This is a genomic window from Phenylobacterium sp. LjRoot219 (assembly GCF_964252995.1).
Lineage (GTDB): Bacteria > Pseudomonadota > Alphaproteobacteria > Caulobacterales > Caulobacteraceae > Phenylobacterium.
The window spans coordinates 748,093-766,592 of sequence record NZ_CAXUQI020000001.1 but is presented as its reverse complement, the minus strand read 5'-3'; the positions used below and the strand labels follow the sequence as shown (position 1 = coordinate 766,592).

At 71.3% G+C, this 18,500-nt stretch carries 23 protein-coding genes; 14 read left to right on the top strand and 9 right to left on the bottom strand.

From position 1 onward, the window contains the following. The first annotated feature begins 94 nt into the window (after positions 1-94). Positions 95-637 carry a DUF924 family protein gene (locus tag ACSQ14_RS03800; protein WP_436009887.1) on the top strand — a complete coding sequence of 181 codons (543 nt, stop codon included), beginning with the start codon at positions 95-97 and terminating at the stop codon, positions 635-637. A 198-nt stretch (positions 638-835) separates the two neighbouring features. Further along, complete coding sequence (locus ACSQ14_RS03795; protein ID WP_436009885.1) at positions 836-1,675, top strand: thymidylate synthase; 840 nt, start codon at positions 836-838, stop codon at positions 1,673-1,675. A gap of 122 nt (positions 1,676-1,797) precedes the next feature. Here ACSQ14_RS03795 and ACSQ14_RS03790 read toward each other — a convergent pair whose 3' ends face one another. After that, the gene (locus tag ACSQ14_RS03790) at positions 1,798-2,640 is read right to left on the bottom strand and encodes an SDR family oxidoreductase (RefSeq protein ID WP_436009883.1); all 843 of its coding nucleotides are present in this window, start codon (positions 2,638-2,640) and stop codon (positions 1,798-1,800) included. Between the two features lie 102 nt (positions 2,641-2,742). On the opposite strand from ACSQ14_RS03790, the gene ACSQ14_RS03785 reads away from it, so the two are divergent. The 3 genes from ACSQ14_RS03785 to ACSQ14_RS03775 are packed head-to-tail and all read left to right on the top strand — an operon-like array spanning position 2,743 to position 5,479. Continuing rightward, positions 2,743-3,261 carry a dihydrofolate reductase gene (locus tag ACSQ14_RS03785; protein ID WP_436009881.1) on the top strand — a complete coding sequence of 173 codons (519 nt, stop codon included), beginning with the start codon at positions 2,743-2,745 and terminating at the stop codon, positions 3,259-3,261. A 27-nt stretch (positions 3,262-3,288) separates the two neighbouring features. Beyond that, positions 3,289-4,164: an SMP-30/gluconolactonase/LRE family protein gene (locus ACSQ14_RS03780; RefSeq protein ID WP_436009879.1), complete on the top strand. Its 876-nt coding sequence runs from the start codon at positions 3,289-3,291 to the stop codon at positions 4,162-4,164. Positions 4,165-4,210: 46 nt separating this feature from the next. Next, the gene (locus ACSQ14_RS03775) at positions 4,211-5,479 is read left to right on the top strand and encodes a cytochrome P450 (protein ID WP_436009877.1); all 1,269 of its coding nucleotides are present in this window, start codon (positions 4,211-4,213) and stop codon (positions 5,477-5,479) included. A 53-nt stretch (positions 5,480-5,532) separates the two neighbouring features. Here the strand turns inward: ACSQ14_RS03775 and ACSQ14_RS03770 are convergent, their stop codons facing one another. From ACSQ14_RS03770 to ACSQ14_RS03760, 3 genes are all read right to left on the bottom strand, one after another. Beyond that, positions 5,533-5,823, bottom strand: coding sequence for a putative quinol monooxygenase (locus ACSQ14_RS03770; RefSeq protein ID WP_436009875.1), 291 nt, complete (start codon positions 5,821-5,823; stop codon positions 5,533-5,535). Positions 5,824-6,000: 177 nt separating this feature from the next. Next, entirely contained in the window at positions 6,001-6,291 is a 291-nt protein-coding gene (locus ACSQ14_RS03765) for a hypothetical protein (protein ID WP_436009873.1), read from the bottom strand. A gap of 99 nt (positions 6,292-6,390) precedes the next feature. Beyond that, entirely contained in the window at positions 6,391-7,086 is a 696-nt protein-coding gene (locus ACSQ14_RS03760) for a TerB family tellurite resistance protein (RefSeq protein WP_436009871.1), read from the bottom strand. Positions 7,087-7,161: 75 nt separating this feature from the next. On the opposite strand from ACSQ14_RS03760, the gene ACSQ14_RS03755 reads away from it, so the two are divergent. From ACSQ14_RS03755 to ACSQ14_RS03735, 5 genes are all read left to right on the top strand, one after another. Next, the gene (locus ACSQ14_RS03755; RefSeq protein ID WP_436009869.1) at positions 7,162-10,785 is read left to right on the top strand and encodes a hydantoinase B/oxoprolinase family protein; all 3,624 of its coding nucleotides are present in this window, start codon (positions 7,162-7,164) and stop codon (positions 10,783-10,785) included. A gap of 13 nt (positions 10,786-10,798) precedes the next feature. Then, positions 10,799-11,401 carry a hypothetical protein gene (locus tag ACSQ14_RS03750; RefSeq protein ID WP_436009867.1) on the top strand — a complete coding sequence of 201 codons (603 nt, stop codon included), beginning with the start codon at positions 10,799-10,801 and terminating at the stop codon, positions 11,399-11,401. A 39-nt stretch (positions 11,402-11,440) separates the two neighbouring features. After that, positions 11,441-11,713: a DUF1294 domain-containing protein gene (locus ACSQ14_RS03745; protein ID WP_436009865.1), complete on the top strand. Its 273-nt coding sequence runs from the start codon at positions 11,441-11,443 to the stop codon at positions 11,711-11,713. 145 nt (positions 11,714-11,858) lie between these two features. Then, positions 11,859-12,041, top strand: coding sequence for a hypothetical protein (locus tag ACSQ14_RS03740; protein WP_436009863.1), 183 nt, complete (start codon positions 11,859-11,861; stop codon positions 12,039-12,041). A 77-nt stretch (positions 12,042-12,118) separates the two neighbouring features. Next, positions 12,119-12,403, top strand: a complete 285-nt coding sequence (locus ACSQ14_RS03735) for a hypothetical protein (RefSeq protein ID WP_436009861.1) — start codon at positions 12,119-12,121, stop codon at positions 12,401-12,403. A gap of 7 nt (positions 12,404-12,410) precedes the next feature. Here ACSQ14_RS03735 and ACSQ14_RS03730 read toward each other — a convergent pair whose 3' ends face one another. After that, positions 12,411-12,587, bottom strand: coding sequence for a hypothetical protein (locus tag ACSQ14_RS03730; RefSeq protein WP_436009859.1), 177 nt, complete (start codon positions 12,585-12,587; stop codon positions 12,411-12,413). A 220-nt stretch (positions 12,588-12,807) separates the two neighbouring features. On the opposite strand from ACSQ14_RS03730, the gene ACSQ14_RS03725 reads away from it, so the two are divergent. After that, on the top strand, positions 12,808-13,506 hold the full coding sequence (locus ACSQ14_RS03725) for a pirin family protein (RefSeq protein WP_436009857.1): 699 nt from the start codon (positions 12,808-12,810) through the stop codon (positions 13,504-13,506). Between the two features lie 193 nt (positions 13,507-13,699). Here the strand turns inward: ACSQ14_RS03725 and ACSQ14_RS03720 are convergent, their stop codons facing one another. The 3 genes from ACSQ14_RS03720 to ACSQ14_RS03710 all read right to left on the bottom strand — a co-directional run bounded on the left by ACSQ14_RS03720 (position 13,700) and on the right by ACSQ14_RS03710 (position 14,910). After that, positions 13,700-13,915, bottom strand: coding sequence for a hypothetical protein (locus tag ACSQ14_RS03720; protein ID WP_436009855.1), 216 nt, complete (start codon positions 13,913-13,915; stop codon positions 13,700-13,702). 96 nt (positions 13,916-14,011) lie between these two features. Further along, a complete protein-coding gene (locus tag ACSQ14_RS03715) occupies positions 14,012-14,251 on the bottom strand; it encodes a DUF3297 family protein (protein WP_436009853.1) in 240 nt (79 codons plus the stop codon). Between the two features lie 32 nt (positions 14,252-14,283). After that, positions 14,284-14,910 (bottom strand): HAD hydrolase-like protein, encoded by a 627-nt coding sequence (locus ACSQ14_RS03710; RefSeq protein WP_436009851.1) that lies wholly within the window; start codon positions 14,908-14,910, stop codon positions 14,284-14,286. Positions 14,911-15,074: 164 nt separating this feature from the next. Between ACSQ14_RS03710 and ACSQ14_RS03705 the strand changes: the two genes are divergently transcribed. After that, positions 15,075-16,835, top strand: a complete 1,761-nt coding sequence (locus ACSQ14_RS03705) for a chloride channel protein (RefSeq protein WP_436009849.1) — start codon at positions 15,075-15,077, stop codon at positions 16,833-16,835. An 8-nt stretch (positions 16,836-16,843) separates the two neighbouring features. Here ACSQ14_RS03705 and ACSQ14_RS03700 read toward each other — a convergent pair whose 3' ends face one another. After that, positions 16,844-17,605 carry a sulfite exporter TauE/SafE family protein gene (locus ACSQ14_RS03700; RefSeq protein ID WP_436009847.1) on the bottom strand — a complete coding sequence of 254 codons (762 nt, stop codon included), beginning with the start codon at positions 17,603-17,605 and terminating at the stop codon, positions 16,844-16,846. Between the two features lie 112 nt (positions 17,606-17,717). Here ACSQ14_RS03700 and ACSQ14_RS03695 point away from each other — a divergent pair, with 112 nt between their 5' ends. Beyond that, positions 17,718-18,122, top strand: coding sequence for a cupin domain-containing protein (locus tag ACSQ14_RS03695; RefSeq protein ID WP_436009845.1), 405 nt, complete (start codon positions 17,718-17,720; stop codon positions 18,120-18,122). A 107-nt stretch (positions 18,123-18,229) separates the two neighbouring features. Further along, positions 18,230-18,499, top strand: a complete 270-nt coding sequence (locus tag ACSQ14_RS03690) for a hypothetical protein (RefSeq protein WP_436009843.1) — start codon at positions 18,230-18,232, stop codon at positions 18,497-18,499. Position 18,500 lies beyond the last annotated feature (1 nt).

Below are 18,500 nucleotides of genomic sequence, written 5' to 3'. Positions count from 1 at the left end.
TTGGCCCGGGTTATCGTGCGGTCTGGCTGAACCCCGCTTGAATGGCGGCCGCGGCCAAGCCAATTTTGCAGCGACAAGCGGAGCTGGAGTGCGCGTGACCGCGATCCCCAACGACATCATCGGCTTCTGGCGGGCCGCCGGACCTGAGAAATGGTACGCCAAGTCCGACGCCTTCGACGCGGCGATCCGGCTGAAGTTCGAGCCGGTGCACCACGCCGCCGCCCGCGGCCAGTACGACGCCTGGGCCGCGACCGCCGAGGGCGCGCTGGCGCTGCTGATCCTGCTCGACCAGTTCCCGCGCAATCTCTACCGCGGCTCCGGCCACGCCTTCGCCACCGACGGCAAGGCCCGCGCCGTCGCCCGCGCCGCCATCGAGGCGGGCTTCCACCTGGCGGTGGACGCCGAGTTGCGGCAGTTCTTTGTCTTGCCGTTCGAGCATTCCGAAGACCTCGCCGACCAGGACTTCGGCCTGGCGGTGGCCACCGAACTCAGCGACGGCCACGTACTGAAGTGGACGGTCCTGCACCGCGACATCGTCGTCCGCTTCGGCCGTTTCCCGCACCGCAACCCCTGCCTCGGGCGCAAGACCACCGCCGAGGAGCAGGCCTTCCTCGACGACGGCGGGTTCGCCGGCTGAGGCACCCTCCCCCTGACTGTCATCCCGGTTTCGCGAAGCGAAGACCGGGACCCAAGAACACGGCGCGCCAGATAGGGGCGCAGCGGCGCCGCTTGAGCCCAAGCCGCCACGCCGTGTTCTTGGATCCGGGTGCCGCGGCGCGGCTTCCGGGATGACATTTGAAGACGACTCGGCCCGCCGAAGGGTAATCTGGCCGCCATGAACGCCGTCCCCGCCCCCGACGCCCAGGCCGCCGCCGACCATCCGGAGCGGCAGTACCTCGGCCTGCTCGCTGACATCCTGCAGAACGGGGTCCGCCGCGAGGACCGCACCGGCGTCGGCACGCTGGGCGTGTTCGGCCGGCAGATGCGCTTCGACCTGGCCAAGGGCTTCCCGCTGCTGACCACCAAGAAGCTGCACCGCAAGTCGATTATCCTCGAGCTGCTGTGGTTCCTGCGCGGCGACACCAACGTCCGCTGGCTGCAGGAGCGCGGCGTCAGCATCTGGGACGAATGGGCCGACGCGGACGGCGAGCTGGGTCCGGTGTACGGCAAGCAGTGGCGGTCCTGGGCCGCGCCGGACGGCCGGGTGATCGACCAGATCGCCGGCGTCGTGCACAGCCTGAAGACCAATCCCAACAGCCGCCGGCACATCGTCAGCGCCTGGAACCCGGCCGACGTCGACGACATGGCGCTGCCGCCCTGCCACTGCCTGTTCCAGTTCTTCGTCGCCGACGGCAAGCTCTCCTGCCAGCTCTACCAGCGCTCGGCCGACGTCTTCCTCGGCGTGCCGTTCAACATCGCCAGCTACGCGCTGCTGACGATGATGGTGGCCAAGGTCGTGGGCCTCGAGCCCGGCGAGTTCGTGCACACCTTCGGCGACGCCCACCTCTACCTGAACCACCTCGAGCAGGCGCAGCTGCAGCTGACCCGCGAGCCGCTGCCGCTGCCGGTGATGCACATCGCCGACCGGCCCGACCTGTTCAGCTTCGAGTACGAGGACTTCAAGCTGGAGGGCTACAAGCCCCACCCGGCGATCGCCGCGCCGATCGCGGTCTAACCCAAACCAATCCGTCATCCCGGCCGAAGCGTAGCGCAGAGCCGGGACCCAGGGGCGACGCGCATGGTTCCTGGGTCCCGGATCGGCCTTTCAGGCCGTCCGGGATGACGATCCTTATGGGCCTACATCGACGGCCGGCCCTCGTCGCCGTCGGCGAAGGCCTGGATCTTGGCGCGGATGAAGGCGTCCGGCGAGGCGGCGTGGCGTTGCAGGTCCGCCAACACCGTGTCGTCGCTGGGGATCAGGATGCGGCCGTCGCGCATGCCGTCGGCCAGCACCACCGCCACCTGGTCCGGCGTCATCAGCTTGTAGTGCCGGCCGGGCCCGCGCATCGCCACGTCCTTCGACCAGGTCTTCATCCCGTCCATCACCCCGGTCATCACCGGGCCGGGGGCCAGGCAGCTGACCCGCACGCCCTTCGGCTCGAGGTAGAGCGCCAGCGACTCGGTCATGGCGATCACCGCCGCCTTCGAGGCGACATAGGGCAGCCGGTTGGCGGCGTAGGGGTAGAGGCCGGCGAAGGAGGCGGTGTTGACGATGTGACCGCGGCCGCGGGCGATCATCTTCGGCATGAACAGCTCGCAGCCGCGCACCGCCGAGAACAGGTTCAGCTCGACGATCCGCCGCCATTCGGCGACCGGGATGTCCTCGGGATTGCCGCTGAGGATCACGCCGACGTTGTTCATGACGATGTCGAGCTCGCCGAACGCCCGCTCGGCCCGGGCGCCCGCCTCGGCGACCGACTCGTCGCGGGTGACGTCGCAGGCGATGGCGACCGCCTCGCCGCCCGCCGCGGCGATCAGCCCGCAGGCCTCCTCGGCGCCGGCCAGGTCGATGTCGGCGATGGCGACCCGCGCGCCGCGGCGGGCGAACTCCTGGGCGACCGCCCGGCCGATGCCGCGCGCGGCGCCGAAGATCAGGGCGCTGCTGTTTTCGAAAGGCGGCTGCAAGACGCGCTCGGACATGGTTCCTCCCAGAACTCTCAGATCAATTGAGAGCACTCTAGTCCGAGTTCACGCCCGCCGGGAACCGCCATGACGCCGCCGCGCCGCGTGCTAAGAAGCTGCATGCACCGGATCATCCTCTCCGCCGGCCCGATTGCGCGGGCCCGCAACGGCGTCATCGGCGAGGACGGCGGCCTGCCCTGGCGGCTGAAAAGCGACCTGGCGATCTTCCGCGCGGTGACCATGGGCAAGCCGGTGATCATGGGCCGCAAGACCTGGGAGAGCCTGCCGAAGAAGCCCTTGGTCGGGCGCACCAACATCGTGCTGTCGCGCGACGGCTCGTTCGAGCCCCAGGGCGCGCTGGTCTGCGAGGACTTCTCCGAGGCGGTGCAGATCGCCCGTGAACAGGCCGAGGAGGACGGCCAGCAGGAGGTCTGCGTGATCGGCGGCGCCTCGCTGTTCGCCCTGGCGGTGCAAAAGGCCGGGCGGCTCTATCTCACCGAGGTCGAGGCCGAGGTGGAGGGCGACGTCAGCCTGGCGCCGATCGACGAGAGCCGCTGGCGCGAGGTCCGCCGCGAGAGCCACCCGGCTTCCGAGCAGGACGAACACCCCTTCACCTTCCGCGTGCTGGAGCGCCTATAGTCCCCCGACCATAGAGGGAGGCGCGCGATGGAGATGGCGGTCGTCTGCGAGGGGCTGGAGTTCCCCGAGGGACCGGTGGCGATGGCCGACGGCTCGGTGATCGTCGTCGAGGTCAAGGCGCAGCGGCTGACGCGGGTTTTCCCCGACGGGCGCAAGGAAGTGGTGGTCGAGACCGGCGGCGGGCCGAACGGCGCGGCGGTCGGGCCGGACGGAGCGATCTGGATCGCCAACAACGGCGGCGCCTTCTTCTATCCGGACCAGTATCAGGGCGGCTCCATCCAGCGCTACGACCTGACGAGCGGCGAACTCACGACCGTCTACGAGGCCTGCGACGGCGTCCGGCTGATCACGCCGAACGACCTGGTGTTCGACCGCCAGGGCGGGCTCTGGTTCAGCGACCATGGCCGCTCGACCGACGAGGCCCGGCTCTACGGCGCGCTCTACTACGCCCGGCCCGACGGCTCGCGCATCAGCCGGCAGCGTCGCCGGCTACAGTCGCCGAACGGCGTCGGCCTCTCGCCCGACGAGACGGTGGTCTATCTGGCCGACACCGAGACCGGGCGACTGTGGGCCCTCGACGTGGTCGAGCCTGGCGTGCTGACGCCGCAGGAGCGCCACCTGCCCGGCCGGCTGGTCGCCGGCCTGCCCGGACTGCAGGCGTTGGACAGCCTGGCGGTCGAGGCGAGCGGCAAGGTCTGTGCGGCGACCATCGGCGACAGCGGGATCACCGTCTTCGATCCGGACGGGACGACCGAGCTGGTCCGCGCGCCGGACCTGATGACCACCAACATCTGCTTCGGCGGGCCGGACATGCGCGACGCCTGGATCACCGGCTCGATGTCGGGGCGGCTGTACAAGGCGCGTTGGCCGCGCCCCGGGTTGAAGCTCAACTTCAACGGCTGAGCGCCCGGTCTGGACTCTTCGGCTTCCTTGCGCCAGACGCACCGCCATGGACGACGGCGCTCTAGACCCGAAACTTGCTGCGCGCGAAGCGGCCTATGCGATGCCGCTGGAAGCGATCAATCCGGCCAATCCGGAGCTGTTCCGCACCAACAGCTTCTGGCCCTACTTCGAGCGGCTGCGGAAGGAAGACCCGGTTCACTGGTCGGTCTCGCCGGTCGAGGCGGTCGGCGGCTACTGGTCGGTCACCCGCTACAACGACATCGTCGCCGTCGACACCGACCACGAGAGCTTCTCGTCCGAGCCGGCGATCGCCCTGCCCGATCCGCCGGCCGACTTCCAGTTGCCGATGTTCATCGCCATGGACCCGCCGCGGCATGAGCAGCAGCGCAAGACCATTGCGCCGATCGTCTCCGGGCCGAACCTCGCCCACCTCGAGCCGCTGATCCGCGAGCGCGCCGGCACGATCCTCGACGAGCTGCCGATCGGCGAGGAGTTCGACTGGGTCGACAAGGTCTCGATCGAACTGACCAGCATGACGCTGGCGACCCTGTTCGACTTTCCGCAGGCCGACCGGCGCAAGCTGAGCCGCTGGTCGGACGTGGCGACCGCGCCGCCGAACAGCCCGGTGTTCGAGCCGGGCCGCGGCGAGGAGCAGCGCAAGCAAGAGCTGTTCGAGTGCGTCGGCTACTTCGGCCAGCTGTGGAACGAGCGGGTGAACGCCCCGCCCAAGCCCGACCTGATCTCCATGCTCGCGCACGGCGAGGCGACGCGGAACATGGACCGCATGGAGTATCTCGGGAACCTGGTGCTGCTGATCGTCGGCGGCAACGACACCACACGCAACACCATCACCGGCTCGGTGCTGGCGCTGAGCCAGAACCCGGAGCAGGACCGCCTGCTGCGTGCCGACCACGGGCTGATCCCGGCGATGGTCTCCGAGACGATCCGCTGGCAGACGCCGCTCGCCTACATGCGCCGCACCGCGACCCGCGACGTCGAGCTCGGCGGCAAGCTGATCCGCAAGGGCGAGAAGGTCGCCATGTGGTACGTCTCCGGCAACCGCGACGAGACCGTCATCGAACGGCCCGACGACTTCTGGATCGAGCGGCCGCGGGTGCGCCAGCACCTGTCGTTCGGCTTCGGCATCCACCGCTGCGTCGGCAACCGCCTGGCCGAGCTGCAGCTGAAGATCATCTGGGAAGAAATCCTCAAGCGCTTCCCGAAGATCGAAGTCACCGGCCCGCCGACCCACGTCTATTCGGCCTTCGTCAAAGGCTACGAGCGGCTGCCGGTGGTGATCCCCAAGCGGAACTAGGCCGCTCACGTCCGTCACCCCGCGGGATGATGTGCTGTATTGCGGCCTGGGGCCTACTCGACCGGATCGAGGAATTCGACCTGCGGCTCGGCGGCGATCAGGCTGGCGAGGTCGCCCATCGAGGCCTGGAAGTAGTCGGCGGCGGCGTGCGCCTCGAAGGCGGCCTGATCGCGGTAGAACTCGATCATCTTATAGCCGTTCGGTTCGGTCCGGCTCCGGGTCAGCTGATAGACCAGCACCCCGGGCTCGTTGGCCTTCACCTTCGCGGCCATGCGCAGGAACAGCCGCTCGAACGCCGCGCCCTTGCCGTCCTGGATCCTGACGCTGGTCACTACGCTGATCATGCCGTCCTCCCACGTTCTTTGAGGCGAACGCTAGAGGTGGCGACGGGCGGGCTCAAGCACACACGGCATAGCCCGGCTCGCCCGGGCCATCCAGCCTGAGGCCTCAGCTGTTGTGGAAAGGCATGGGGATAGGTCGCCCGGACCAGCCGGGCGGTGACCGAACGGGCGGTGAGCGCCTTAGCTGCGCTCGTTCCAGCCGTAGGCGACCCAGTGATGGCCGCCGAGGTGCCGGGCCTCGATCAGATCGGTCTTCTTGCGGCGCGCGTGCGCCGTGCGGCGCGCGCGCAGCGCCAGGCCGGCGAAGGCCAGGAGCGCGCTCGCCATCACCGCGATGACCGCCACCGTCGCGGCGGCGAACACCGCCATCACCGCACCGACCACCACCGCCGCGGCCGTAGCCAGCGTGCCGCCGACAGCCACCAGGCTGCGGAGCGCGGATCCTTGCCGGGCGGCGAATTCTTTCACCATGGCGTCCTCAATTCAGCCCTGGCGCGGGCTGTGGAAACATTTTGGTCCACAAGCGACTAACGTCAACCAGAGATGATGGTTGAAATGTCGGATGGGCGACTATGCCGCCCCCGGCATCGCCAAGGTCCGGCGCTCGCGCATCACCGTGTCGAAGGCGGCGTTGATCGACGCGGCCTTCGCCTCGGCCACCTCGATGAATTCGTTCGGCAAGCCGCGCGCCCGGGCCCGGTCGGGGTGGGCCTCGGAGAGCTGCGCCTTCCAGGCGACGCGGACCTCCGCGTCGCTCGCGTCGTGCAGTACGCCGAGCACCGCATAGGGATCGTGGCGCTCCAGGCCGAGGTGGGTGGCCTTCAGCCGGCGGAAGGTCAGCGGGCTCTGGCCGAACAGCTCCGAGACCCGCTCGAGATAGGCCAGCTCGTCGGCGGTCAGCACGCCGTCGGAGGTCGCGACGAAGAACAGTCCGTCGACGACGTCTTCGAGCAACTGCGGGCAATGCCGGTAGCGCTTGGCCAGCCGGCGGGCGTAGCTTTCGAAGCCGCGGGTGGTCTGGCGCGCGAGATGGAAGAGACGCCGCACATTGCCTTGGCTGCCGTCCTCCGGCTGGAACACGCCGGCGAAGGCCTCATATTCCACGGCGTGGGCCTGGCCGTCGGCCTTGGCGAGCTTGGCGCCGAGCGCCGTGACCGCCGTGGTGAAGGCCGGATCTTCACCCGGCAAGCCGGGCGGGCAGACTGGACAGTCCGCCTCGTCAAGATTTCGGACCGCCAGGCCCGCTATTTTGCGCCAGAAGCTCATCGGAGTTAGGTGGAACAGCCCTTAAGACGCCTCGAACTGCAATACAACGACACCACTGTTGGGAGACATTAAGTTTTGGACATCGCCTGGAGTTTCGCCATCGACCGCGGCGGGACCTTCACCGACGTGATCGGCCATGCGTCGGACGGGCGGGAAACCTCGCTCAAGCTGTTGTCCTCCTCCCCGGCCTACGCCGACGCCGCGGTCGAAGGCATGCGGCGGATCCTGAGCGCCGCACCCGGCCAACCGTTCCCGGCCGAGCGGGTGACGATGATCCGCATGGGCACCACGGTCGCCACCAACGCGCTGCTCGAGCGCGCCGGGGCCAAGACCCTGTTCGTCACCACCGCCGGGTTCGCCGACGCCCTGGTGATCGGCGACCAGTCACGCCCGGAGCTGTTCGCGCTGGAGATCCGCCGCCCCGCGCCGCTCTACGCCGGCGTCGTCGAGGCCGACGAACGGCTGGGCGCGGACGGCGCGGTCGTGCAGCCGCTCGACGCCGCGGCGCTGCGCGCGCGCCTGCAAGCCGCGGTCGCCGAGGGCTTCCGGTCCTGCGCCATCGCCTTCCTGCACTCCGACCTGAACCCGGCGCATGAGTTCGCCGCCGGCGCCCTCGCGCGCGCGGCCGGCTTTTCCTTCGTCGCCCTGAGCCACGAAGTCTCGCCGCTGCCGCGGTTCCTGCCGCGCGCCGAGACCACCGTCGCCGACGCCTATCTGACGCCAGTGCTGCAGGCCTACGTCCGGAGGGTCGCCGAGGCGGTCGCCGGCGCGCCGCTCTACTTCATGACTTCGGCCGGCGGTCTGGTGCGGGCCGAGGCGTTCCGCGGCCGCGACGCGGTGGTCTCCGGTCCGGCCGGCGGGGTGGTCGGCGTCGCCGAGACGGCGCGGCGCGCCGGGGCTGCGGCGGCGCTCGGCTTCGACATGGGCGGCACCTCGACCGACGTCTGCCGCTTCGCCGGGCAGCTTGAGCGCCGGGATTCCGCGAAGGTCGCCGGCGTGCGGCTGCGCAGCCCGATGCTCGACGTCGAGACGGTGGCCGCCGGCGGCGGTTCGATCCTCGCCTTCGACGGCCTGCGCGCCCGGGCCGGCCCGGCCAGCGCCGGCGCCGACCCCGGCCCCGCCTGCTACGGCCGCGGCGGGCCGGCGACGGTGACCGACGCCAACCTGGTGCTCGGCAGACTCGATGCGACCGCCTTTCCGGCGGTGTTCGGACCGAATGGCGACCAGCCGCTCGACGCCGCGGCGGCGCGCACCCGGCTGGCGGCGCTGGCGCAGGCGATGGGCGCGCCCAGCGTCGAGGCCGCCGCCGAAGGCTTCGTCGCCGTCGCCGTCGAGCAGATGGCCCAGGCGGTGCGGCGGATCTCCACCGAGCGCGGCTTCGACCCGCGCGAGCACGTGCTGACCGCGTTCGGCGGCGCCGCCGGCCAGGTCGCCTGCGCCACCGCCGAAGCCCTCGGTGTCGGCGAAGTGCTCTGCCCGCGGCAGGGCAGCGTGCTGTCGGCCTGGGGCATCGGCGAAGCGCAGCTGAGCGCGCTGCGCCAAGCCGGGCTGGAGGCGCCGCTGGACGCCGCCGGCCTCGCCGCCGCCGAGCGCCGGCTGGCCACGGTCGAGGCCGCAGCCCGCGCGGCGCTGGCCGAGCAGGGCGGCGCGGCCTCCACGGTGCGCCGGACGCTGCGCCTGCGCTACGACGGCGCCGATGCCGAATTGCCGGTCGTCCCGGACGCGGAGCCCGCGGTGCGCGCGGCCTTCGAAGCCGCCCACCAGCGGCTGTTCGGCTTCGTCGAGCCGCAGCGGACGATCCTGATCGCCGCGGTGGAGGCGGAGGCGATCTCCACCTCCGCTCTCCCCCGCGAAAGCGGGGGCCCAGGCGTTTTGCCTGCCGACGCTGCTGACGAACAAAAGAGCCTGGATCCCCGCTTTCGCGGGGACGAGCGGGTGAAGGTGTTTGCCGGCGGGGCGTGGCGTGATGCGCCGCTCATCGACGCGGATGCGCTGCGGCAAGCCGACGGCCCGGCGCTGATCGTCCGTCGCGACACCCAGATCGCCGTGCTGCCCGGCTGGCGCGCGGAAGCCGAGGCCGACGGGCTGATCCGACTGCGCCGCACCGGCGCGGCAGCGGTGCAGGCGACCGACCTGACGCGTCCCGACCCGGTCACCCTGGAGCTGTTCAACCGCCGCTTCATGGGCGTGGCCGAGGCGATGGGCGCGGCGCTGGAGCGCACCGCCCATTCGGTCAACATCAAGGAGCGGCTCGATTTCTCCTGCGCCTTGTTTGACGTCGACGGCGGGCTGGTGGCCAACGCCCCGCACATGCCGGTGCACCTGGGCTCGATGGGGGCCAGCGTGCGCGCCGTGCGCGACCGCCATCCCGAACTGCGTCCCGGCGAGGCCTTCGCGCTGAACAACCCCTACGCCGGCGGCACCCACCTGCCGGACATCACCGTGGTCATGCCGGTGTTTGTGGAGACGGGCGCCTTCCCCGCCTTCTACGTCGCCGCGCGGGGCCATCACGCCGACGTCGGCGGGATGCAGCCGGGGTCGATGCCGCCGTTCTCGCGCAGCATCGAGGACGAGGGCGTGCTGCTCGACGCCTTGCCGATCATGCGCGGCGGCCGGTTCCTCGAGGCGGAGACCCGGGCGGCGCTGGCCGCCGGGCGCTGGCCGGCGCGCGCGCCGGAGCGCAACCTCGCTGACCTGAAGGCGCAGATCGCCGCCTGCCAGGCTGGCGCCGCGGCGGTGCGGGCGATGATCGAGGGCTTCGGCGGGGAGACCGTCGACCGCTACATGGGCTTCGTACAGGACAACGCCGCCGCCGCGGTGCGCCGCGCGCTCGGCCGGCTGGCGGACGGCGCCGGCCGCGCCCCGCTCGACGCCGGCGGCGAGATCGTCGTGCGCACCGAGGTGGACGCCGCCGCCGGCCGCGCCACCCTCGACTTCACCGCCTCGTCGGATCAGCTGGACAGCAATTTCAACGCCCCGTCGGCGATCGTCGACGCCGCCGCGCTCTACGTCTTCCGCACCCTGGTCGACGACGACATCCCGCTGAACGCCGGCTGCCTGCAGCCGCTGGAGATCCGCACCCGCGAGGGCTCGCTGCTGAACCCGCGCCCGCCGGCCGCCGTGGTCGCCGGCAACGTCGAGACCAGCCAGCACGTCGTCGACGCCCTCTATGCGGCGCTGGGGGTGATGGCCAACGCCCAGGGCACGATGAACAACTTCACCTTCGGCGACGAGGCGCGGCAGTACTACGAGACCCTCTGCGGCGGGGCCGGCGCCACCGCCACGGCGGACGGGTGCGACGCGGTCCACAGCCACATGACCAACTCGCGGCTGACCGATCCGGAGATCCTCGAGCGGCGCTTTCCGGTGCGGGTCGAGACCTTCCACATCCGTCGCGGCTCCGGCGGAGCCGGCGCGCGACGCGGCGGCGACGGGGTGGTGCGGCGGATCCGCTTCCTCGCGTCGATGTCCGCGGCGCTGCTCGCCTCACGCCGGACGCATGCCCCGCAGGGCTTGGCGGGCGGCGGGCCCGGCCGTCCGGGGAGCCAGCGTTTGCTCAGCCCGGACGGGACGGCTACACCATTGGCAGGCTGTTTCTCGGTCGAGGTGCGGCCGGGCGATGCGATCGAGATCGAGACGCCGGGAGGCGGCGGGTTCGGATCGGCCGCAGACGCGTTGAATAGTCAGGCTTACACTTGAGGTTCACCGCCGCATGATTTCGCTCGCGCTCGCCGCCGGCCTGTTGCTCGCCGACACCCCCGCTGTTCAGGAGGCGGTCTCGCCCGCGGCCGAGGTCGCGGCTGACCCGACCCATCTGGCCGTGCCCACCGGCGCGCCGCGCGAGGACTACCCGTTCGTCGCCTGGTGCTACGGCGTGCTGTCCGGCTATCTCGACCTGCACGACCAGGTGATGCCGGAGGTGACGCGGATTGAGTCGACCTGGAGCCGGCCGGGCGCCAACCTCGCCGACGACCTCAAGGTCTACGCGACCCAGCAGCGCCAGGGGCAAAAGGACCTCGAACGCTTCAAGGCCGCGCTGGTCGCCGCCGAGAAGGCCAGCCTGCAGCCGATCAACGCCGCCGGCGCCGCAGCCGTGAACCGCGGCCGGGCGGTGTGGATGGCCGGGCCGCAGGTCAGCAAGGCGCGGCTCGCCCAGGAATGGATGAGCTGGAGCCTGCCGGCGCGCTGTCCCGCCGTGGCCGCGACGCTGGAGAAGCGCTCGACGCTGCTGGGCGCCTCGCTCAAGGTGAACGCCGAGACCGAGGTCGCGCCGGAAACCCAGGCCGCCGCGCCGGCCCCGACCGCCTCGAACTGAGCAGCGCCCCGCCGACCTGGGCGGGGTCCGACCCTTCACATGCTCGCCTCGCTGTTGCTGTACCTGGCCGTCGTCAACCTAGCGACGTTCGCCGCCTTCGCGTTCGACAAGCGCGCGGCGGCGCGCGGCGACTGGCGCATTCCCGAGCGCCGCCTGCTCAGCCTCGCGGCCGCCGGCGGCGGGCCGGGCGCGGCGGCCGCCCAGCGCCTGCTGCGACACAAGACCCGCAAGGAGCCGTTCGCCAGCCGGCTGCGGCTGATCCTGGCGGTGCAGGCGATCGCCGCCGGCTTCGGGCTCTGGCTGCTGCGCTGACGCTGGGCTCGCTCGCGCCGCAGCCCGTGCGTGACCAAAAAACAACCCTGGCGAGAAAATATGCTTTGACGCCTGCGGACTGTCGGCTTTTGGGCAGACCGCCGGCGCAGGCTGTGGAACCTTTTCCGCGACGGGGGACGGGCGCGTGGCGGATTATCTGCTCTACGGCATCGACGAGACCGGCGAGGCCGTTTTCTCCGAGGTGGTGAACGAGTGCGATCGCGCCGCGCTGCGCGCGCGCGCCCACGAGCGGCTGCGCGACTGGCCGGCCGTCGAGATTTGGGAAGGCCCGATGTGCGTCGTGCGGATGCGGCGCACCACCGCCTAGGCGCGCCGATTAAAGCCAAGCTCCAGGGATCGATCCCACGGCTGCGCCGTTATCAGAGATCCACTCTAGGAGACTCGATGGCCCACCTCCGCAAGAAGCTTCCCTGCTGCCCTGGCGACGGCGAACTGCGCTATCGCGGCTTCCGCGGCCCGGTCCACTACGAGATCCAGGGCGAACCCTCGACCCTGCGTCCCGGCCCGGCCCGCCTGCGCGGCTCGCTCAGCGCCACGCCCGAAGTCGCAGAAGACGTCTTTCGCGCCGGCGAGGGGCTGCTGACCCTCGAGAGCGGCACGCAGTTCCGCATCACCCTGCTCGGCCACTCGGCCGGCAGCGAAACCGCCTATTTCGAGATGCGCATCTAGCGCGGCGTCAGCGCGGCCGGGTCTGAAAGCGCATGCCGAAGGAGACCGGCCGGTCGCGCGCGCCGTCCAGGCGCATCCGCTCGGCGACCGCCTGCAGCGCCGCGGCCTGCGCATCATAGCGCGCGACCTCCTGCCCGCTCTGCCGGACGATCCACTCGCCGGCGGCCTCTACCACCTCGTACATCGACAACTCACCACAATATTTCAACCGACGCGTTAGGCCCTACGGGTTAACGCAACCTCGCGCTGGGTCTGCGGCACGACGCCGCAGCTGCACGCGGGGGCCGGCCGATTGCTTCCAGATTGGCAGCAATCTTGTGCCCTCAGTGCGGTTTCCACGAAATTTTGAAACACTATCTTGCCTCTCGAACGGCGCCGCTGGGCGCCTCGAGAGGATCTGAAAGATGATCGAGAAACGTCCCTTCGCGGCGCTGGGCGGCGCCGACCATGGCTGGCTGAAGGCCCGCCACCACTTCTCCTTCGCCAACTACTTCGACCCTGCGCGGGCCAGCTGGGGCGACCTGCGGGTGTGGAACGACGACGAGATCGCGCCGCGCTCCGGCTTCCCGCCGCATCCGCACGCCGACATGGAGATCATCACCTATGTGCGCGAGGGGGCGATCACCCACCAGGACAGCCTCGGCAACGAGGGCCGCACCGAAGCCGGCGACGTCCAGGTGATGAGCGCGGGCTCGGGCATCCGCCACGCCGAGTTCAACCTCGAGCCGGAGACCACCCGGATCTTCCAGATCTGGATCCAGCCGACCGAGCGGGGCGGCGCGCCGGTGTGGGGCGCGCGGCCGTTCCCGAAGGCCGACCGCGCCGGGCGCTTCGTCACCCTCGCCTCCGGCCTGCCGGAGGACGGCGACGCGCTCCCGATCCGCGCCAACGGCCGGGTCGCCGGCGCAACGCTGAAGGCGGGCGAGACGACCGAGTACGAGCTGGGCGCCGGGCGCCACGCCTACCTCGTGCCGGCGGTCGGCGCGGTGGAGCTGAACGGCGTGCGGCTCGACGCGCGCGACGGCGCGGCCGTCAAGGACGAGCCGGTCCTGCGGATCACCGCGCTGGAAGACGCCGAAGTGGTGCTGGTTGATGCGGCCTAGGCTTACCTCCCTCACGCCCCGCGTGGGGGAGGAGGACCGCCCGCCGAAGACCGGGGGGTGGTGGGGGCAAGCCCCAGACGCGGCGGATCAACGGCGTTAAGCACCGCTGCGCTAAGTTTCGATTGGTTTTCCGAGCGGCGCGTCGCTGCCCGCGGCTCGCTCCCCCGCTGCGCGAGGGAGGCAGAAACCCCGCCTAGTGGAGGCGCGGGATCTCGACGACCGCCTCTTCCCACTCGCCGGATTCTTCGCGGATCAGGACGTAGCGCTGCTCCGCGCCGGGATAGCCCTCATAGGCCGCGCCGGCGGCGCGCAGGGCGTCGGCGCGCGAGGCGAACGCGCCCAGCTCGCCGTCTTCGTCGTCGACAAGCATCCACCGGCCGCTCTTGGCGACCACCGTAAGGTCGAACATTGGCTGATCCCCCACCAAGGATGACGCAGTTATGTCATCCTCTGCGCCGTCGCGCGCTGAGGTTGAGCGTCGCAGGGGCGCGACCGAATGGCGCAGTCAGCCTTCGCGGAAGTAGGGCTCGACGGGGCCGGTCAGCTTGATCGTCAGCTGCTTGCCGCGGCGGTCGCGCTTGTCGCCGAGCGCCAGGCGCACCCAGCCCTCCGACACGCAGTACTCGTCGACATTGGTCTTGTCTTCGCCGCGGAAACGCACGCCGACGCTGCGGGCCAGCGCCTCGGCGTCGTAGTAGGGGCTGTCCGGGTCGGTCGAGAGCCGGTCGGGAGGTGTGTCGCTCATGGGCGTCGCTCTGTCATGACCTGTCGGCGCGATCAAGCGGCCAGACGGGTGGCGACGTCGTCCGGCGTCTCGAACAGCCAGGTCGGCGAGCGTTCGGCCAGCAGTTCGCGGCGGGCGTAGCCCCAGGCGACCGCGCCGCAGGCGAGCCCGGCCTGGCGCGCGGCCTCGATGTCGCCGGTCTGGTCGCCGATGCAGAGCGTGTCGCTCGGCTTCATCCGGGCGCGGCGGACCACCTGGCGGAACTGCGCCGCCTTGCCGAACAGCGGCGCGCCGCAGGCGTAGTGCTCGATCAGCGCGGCCGCCTCCGGCCCGAGGATGCGCTGCACGTTGGCCGCGGAGTTGGAGCTGACCAGCCCCAGCACCACCCCCTGCCCGGCCAGCCGGCGCAGCAGCGCCTTGGCGCCGGGGAACAGCTGGATGGTCTCGGCGTCCTGCGCCACGCGCCGGCGCAGGTGCTGGGCGATGAACGGCAGTTGCCAGGCCGGCGCCCCCAGGCGGCTGAGGATCTGCCGCGTGTCGCAGCCGCGCAGGGTCTCGATCTCGGTCGCGCACGCCTGGCGGAAGCCGAACCGGGCGGCGAGCGGCGTCAGCTCCCCGACCATCCAGCCCGCGCTGTCGGCGAGGGTGCCGTCGAAATCGAAGATCACCAGCTTGTACATGAAGCGTGGCCGCCGTGGTTTTCGGAGCCGCTGCGCCTAAGCCCCCGCCCCGACGAGGTCAAGCGCCGCGTTTTAAGCATTGGTTAAGCCTGTTGCTGCGCCGCAGCGTCCCCCGAGACCTCGGGTGTCGCCGCGCCCGGCGAACCGGTGCAAGGTGCGACCCGATGTCCCTGCTCGCGCCGCTGCCGACGCTATCCGCGCGCCCGCTGGCCTGGCTGCGCGCGCGCTTCCGCGCCAGCGAAGCCTGGTTCATCGCCCTGGCCATCGCCGTCGGCATCGGCGCCGGCGTCCTGGCGGTGATCCAGAGCCGGCTGGCGCACGGGCTGCAGGAGCAGTTCTTCGGCATCTCCCCGCTGGCCCGGCTCAGCGCGACGACCAACCTCGATCCGTGGAGCCTGCTGTGGCTGCCGGTCGGCGGCCTGGTGCTGGCCGGCTACACCCGGCTGGTCGGCTTCTGGAAGCGGCCGGTGATCGACGTCGTCGAGGCGAACTCGCTGTACGGCGGCCGGATGTCGCTGCGCGGCAGCCTGGTGATCTGCGGCCAGACGCTGATCTCCAACGGGTTCGGGGCCTCGGTCGGGCTGGAGGCGGCCTACGCTCAAGCCGGCGGCGGGCTGGCCTCGTCGCTCGGCCAGCGACTGCGGCTGCGCCGGCACGATCTGCGCACCCTGGTCGGGGCCGGGGCCGGCGCGGCGATCGGCGCGGCCTTCGGCGCGCCGCTGACCGGGGCCTTCTACGCCTTCGAGGTGGTGATCGGCTCCTATGCGCCGTCGATGATCGCCCCGGTCGCCGCCGCCTGCCTCGCCGGAGTGGTGGCGGCCAACACCCTGGGGGTGGATTCCTACGCCATCCACATCAGCGTCACCCAGACACCGGACGTCCCGGCCTATGCGCTCTACGCGGTGCTGGGCGTGATCTGCGCCGTGTTCGGCATCCTGCTGATGCTGCTGGTCGCACGCGGCGAGCAGTTCGCCAAGGCGCTGCCGATGCCGGCCTGGGCGCGCTACCTGCTGGGCGGCCTGGCGCTGGCCGGGCTCGCCTGGATCGAACCGCAGACCCTGTCCTCCGGCCACGGCGCGCTGCATCACGACCTGATCTTCGTCATGCCGCTGGTCACGCTGGCCAGCATCCTGTGCCTGAAGACCCTGGCCTCGGTGCTGGCGCTGAGCATCGGCTTCCGCGGCGGCCTGTTCTTCGCCTCGCTGTTCCTCGGCTCGTTGCTGGGGCAGATCTACGCCCGCCTGCTGGCGATGACCGACCTGCCGGCGGCGCTGCTGCCGCAGAGCGCCGCGCTGGTCGGCATGGGGGCGCTGGCGACCGCAGTGGTCGGCGGGCCGCTGACCATGAGCTTCCTGGTGCTGGAGACGACCCACGACTTCGGCGTGACCGTCGCCACCCTGGCGGCGTCGCTGGTGGCTTCCAGCCTGGTGCGCGAGCGGTTCGGCTACTCCTTCTCGACCTGGCGGCTGCACCTGCGCGGCGAGACCATCCGCAGCGCCCGCGACGTCGGCTGGGTGCGCAGCCTGACCGCCGGGCGGATGATGCGCACCGACGTGCCGACCATCGCCGAGACCACCACCCTGGCCGAGTTCCGCCGCCGCTTCCCGCTCGGCGGCCCGAGCCGGGTCGTGCTGCTGGACTCCGAGCACCGTTACGCCGGCATCGCCCCGACCGCGGCCGCCTACGTCGAGGGCCACCCGGCCGACGAACGGGCCGCGGCGCTGGCGCAGAACAAGACCGCCACCCTGACGCCGGCGATGAACATCGCCGAAGTGATGCAGGCCTTCGACGCGGCGCAGACCGAGGAGCTGGCGGTGGTCGATCCGTCCGGCGAGGTGCTCGGCGTGCTGGCCGAGGTCTATGTCTCGAAACGCTACGCCAAGGAGCTGGAGCGGGCCCAGGAGCAGCTGTTCGGCGAGGCCTAGACGGGACGCTAGCTGAAGGCCCGCCAGAAGAAGACCACCGTGGTGACGTAGCTGATCGCCAGCGTCACCGCCCGCACCCAGACGGCCGGCAGCTTCAGTCCGAGCCGTGCGCCCAGCACGCCGCCCACGACGCCGCCCAAAGCCAGCGGCGCGGCGCGGCCCCAGGCGATCAGGCCGAGCGCGGCGAACAGCACGCAGGCCGCGGCGTTGGCGCAGGCCAGCAAGAGGGTGCGCGCCGGCGCCAGGCGGGGAATCGGCAGGTCGGTGATCAACACCCAGGTGGCCATCATCAGCAGCCCCACGGCGCCGCCGAAGTAGCCGCCGTAGATCCCGAGCGCGAACTGCACCGTCGCGGCGCCGGCCGCGGGCAGGGTGAAACCGGAATGCTCCAGGGCGCGACGCGCCTGCGCTCCGAACGTCAGCGTCAGGCTGGCGACCAGCAGCAGCCAGGGCACGATCGCCCGGAACGCCGCCTCGCTGGTCAGGTGCAGCAGCCAGGCGCCCAGCGCCCCGCCGACCAGGGTCAGCCCGACCATCGCCCGCATTGGCAGCGGTCCGAATGGCGTCAGATGGCCCCGCAGCGTCCAGGCGCTGGCCGCCGCGCCGGGCAGCAGGGCGGCGTTGCTGGTGGCGTTGGCGACCGTCGGGGGCAGGCCGCTGGCGAGCAGCGCCGGAAAGGCCACGAAGGTGCCGCCGCCGGCCAGGGCGTTCATGGCGCCGGCCAGGATCCCGGCCCCCGCGAGCCCCGCCGTCTGAAGCCAGCCGTCCACCCGCGCCTCATGCCTTGGCCGCAGGCGTCCGTGCAAGCCCGCCCGACATGCTTACCAAAAGCTTAAGCGTGTGGCGCCCTGCGTGCTAGGACTCAGGGTGGGAGGTCCCGTTATGAGACTGTTGGCCTGGGTCGCGCTGGCGGCCTGTGTTTCGTCCGCCCCGGCGCTCGCCGCGCCGCTGGCTTCGCCATTGACGGCGCCGCCTGCGGCCGCCGCGGAGACTCCGGCGGACTCGGTGCGCATCGCCATGCGCCAGGAGACCCTCCCCCCCGGCGGCAAGTTGGCCGAGCATCGGCAGGAGGGCGAACGCTACCTGTTCGTGGTCTCCGGCCGGCTGAAGGTCTCGAATCTGGTCACCGGCGATGAGCAGATCGTCGAAGCCGGCAAGATGGCCGCCGAGCAGCCGGGCGACTGGCATGTCGCCGAGGCGCTGGGGGCCGAGCCGGTGTCGCTCTACGTGATCGACCGCACGCCTGCGGAGGCCGCCGCGGCCACCGTCAGCCGCGCAGGGAACTGAGGGTCTTCGTAAGGTTTTCGACCTAGGCTTGCGGGACGTCGAAGTCGTCGCCAGCCTGGGGCAGCGTGGCTTGACCGCCAAGGAGGAGAGACCGGATGAGAGAGGTCATGCGAGACGATCCCTTCGGCCGCGAAGATGCGCCGCCTGAGCTGCGTCTCCCCCCGGTGCAGCGCGCGCTTCGCGTGGTGCGCCCGGTCGGCGACGCCCTGGCGCGCCACAGCCGCGACGCGGCCGACGTGGTCACCCGCCAGAGCCAGACCTTCGGCCGCTTTTCCGCCGCCCAAGTGAAGGCCCGCCCCTTCGCCACGGCCGCGGTGGCGCTGGCCGCCGGCGCAGTGCTCGGCGCGCTGCTCTCGCCGCGCCGCCGGGGCCACTGAC

What these genes read in the sequence shown, in the direction of transcription:
- ACSQ14_RS03795 (WP_436009885.1), top strand. Translation starts at nt 836, where the DNA reads ATGAACGCCGTCCCCGCCCCCGACGCCCAGGCCGCCGCCGACCATCCG.
- ACSQ14_RS03790 (WP_436009883.1), bottom strand. Translation starts at nt 2,640, where the DNA reads ATGTCCGAGCGCGTCTTGCAGCCGCCTTTCGAAAACAGCAGCGCCCTG.
- ACSQ14_RS03785 (WP_436009881.1), top strand. Translation starts at nt 2,743, where the DNA reads ATGCACCGGATCATCCTCTCCGCCGGCCCGATTGCGCGGGCCCGCAAC.
- ACSQ14_RS03780 (WP_436009879.1), top strand. Translation starts at nt 3,289, where the DNA reads ATGGAGATGGCGGTCGTCTGCGAGGGGCTGGAGTTCCCCGAGGGACCG.
- ACSQ14_RS03775 (WP_436009877.1), top strand. Translation starts at nt 4,211, where the DNA reads ATGGACGACGGCGCTCTAGACCCGAAACTTGCTGCGCGCGAAGCGGCC.
- ACSQ14_RS03770 (WP_436009875.1), bottom strand. Translation starts at nt 5,823, where the DNA reads ATGATCAGCGTAGTGACCAGCGTCAGGATCCAGGACGGCAAGGGCGCG.
- ACSQ14_RS03765 (WP_436009873.1), bottom strand. Translation starts at nt 6,291, where the DNA reads ATGGTGAAAGAATTCGCCGCCCGGCAAGGATCCGCGCTCCGCAGCCTG.
- ACSQ14_RS03760 (WP_436009871.1), bottom strand. Translation starts at nt 7,086, where the DNA reads ATGAGCTTCTGGCGCAAAATAGCGGGCCTGGCGGTCCGAAATCTTGAC.
- ACSQ14_RS03750 (WP_436009867.1), top strand. Translation starts at nt 10,799, where the DNA reads ATGATTTCGCTCGCGCTCGCCGCCGGCCTGTTGCTCGCCGACACCCCC.
- ACSQ14_RS03745 (WP_436009865.1), top strand. Translation starts at nt 11,441, where the DNA reads ATGCTCGCCTCGCTGTTGCTGTACCTGGCCGTCGTCAACCTAGCGACG.
- ACSQ14_RS03735 (WP_436009861.1), top strand. Translation starts at nt 12,119, where the DNA reads ATGGCCCACCTCCGCAAGAAGCTTCCCTGCTGCCCTGGCGACGGCGAA.
- ACSQ14_RS03730 (WP_436009859.1), bottom strand. Translation starts at nt 12,587, where the DNA reads ATGTACGAGGTGGTAGAGGCCGCCGGCGAGTGGATCGTCCGGCAGAGC.
- ACSQ14_RS03725 (WP_436009857.1), top strand. Translation starts at nt 12,808, where the DNA reads ATGATCGAGAAACGTCCCTTCGCGGCGCTGGGCGGCGCCGACCATGGC.
- ACSQ14_RS03720 (WP_436009855.1), bottom strand. Translation starts at nt 13,915, where the DNA reads ATGTTCGACCTTACGGTGGTCGCCAAGAGCGGCCGGTGGATGCTTGTC.
- ACSQ14_RS03715 (WP_436009853.1), bottom strand. Translation starts at nt 14,251, where the DNA reads ATGAGCGACACACCTCCCGACCGGCTCTCGACCGACCCGGACAGCCCC.
- ACSQ14_RS03710 (WP_436009851.1), bottom strand. Translation starts at nt 14,910, where the DNA reads ATGTACAAGCTGGTGATCTTCGATTTCGACGGCACCCTCGCCGACAGC.
- ACSQ14_RS03705 (WP_436009849.1), top strand. Translation starts at nt 15,075, where the DNA reads ATGTCCCTGCTCGCGCCGCTGCCGACGCTATCCGCGCGCCCGCTGGCC.
- ACSQ14_RS03695 (WP_436009845.1), top strand. Translation starts at nt 17,718, where the DNA reads ATGAGACTGTTGGCCTGGGTCGCGCTGGCGGCCTGTGTTTCGTCCGCC.
- ACSQ14_RS03690 (WP_436009843.1), top strand. Translation starts at nt 18,230, where the DNA reads ATGCGAGACGATCCCTTCGGCCGCGAAGATGCGCCGCCTGAGCTGCGT.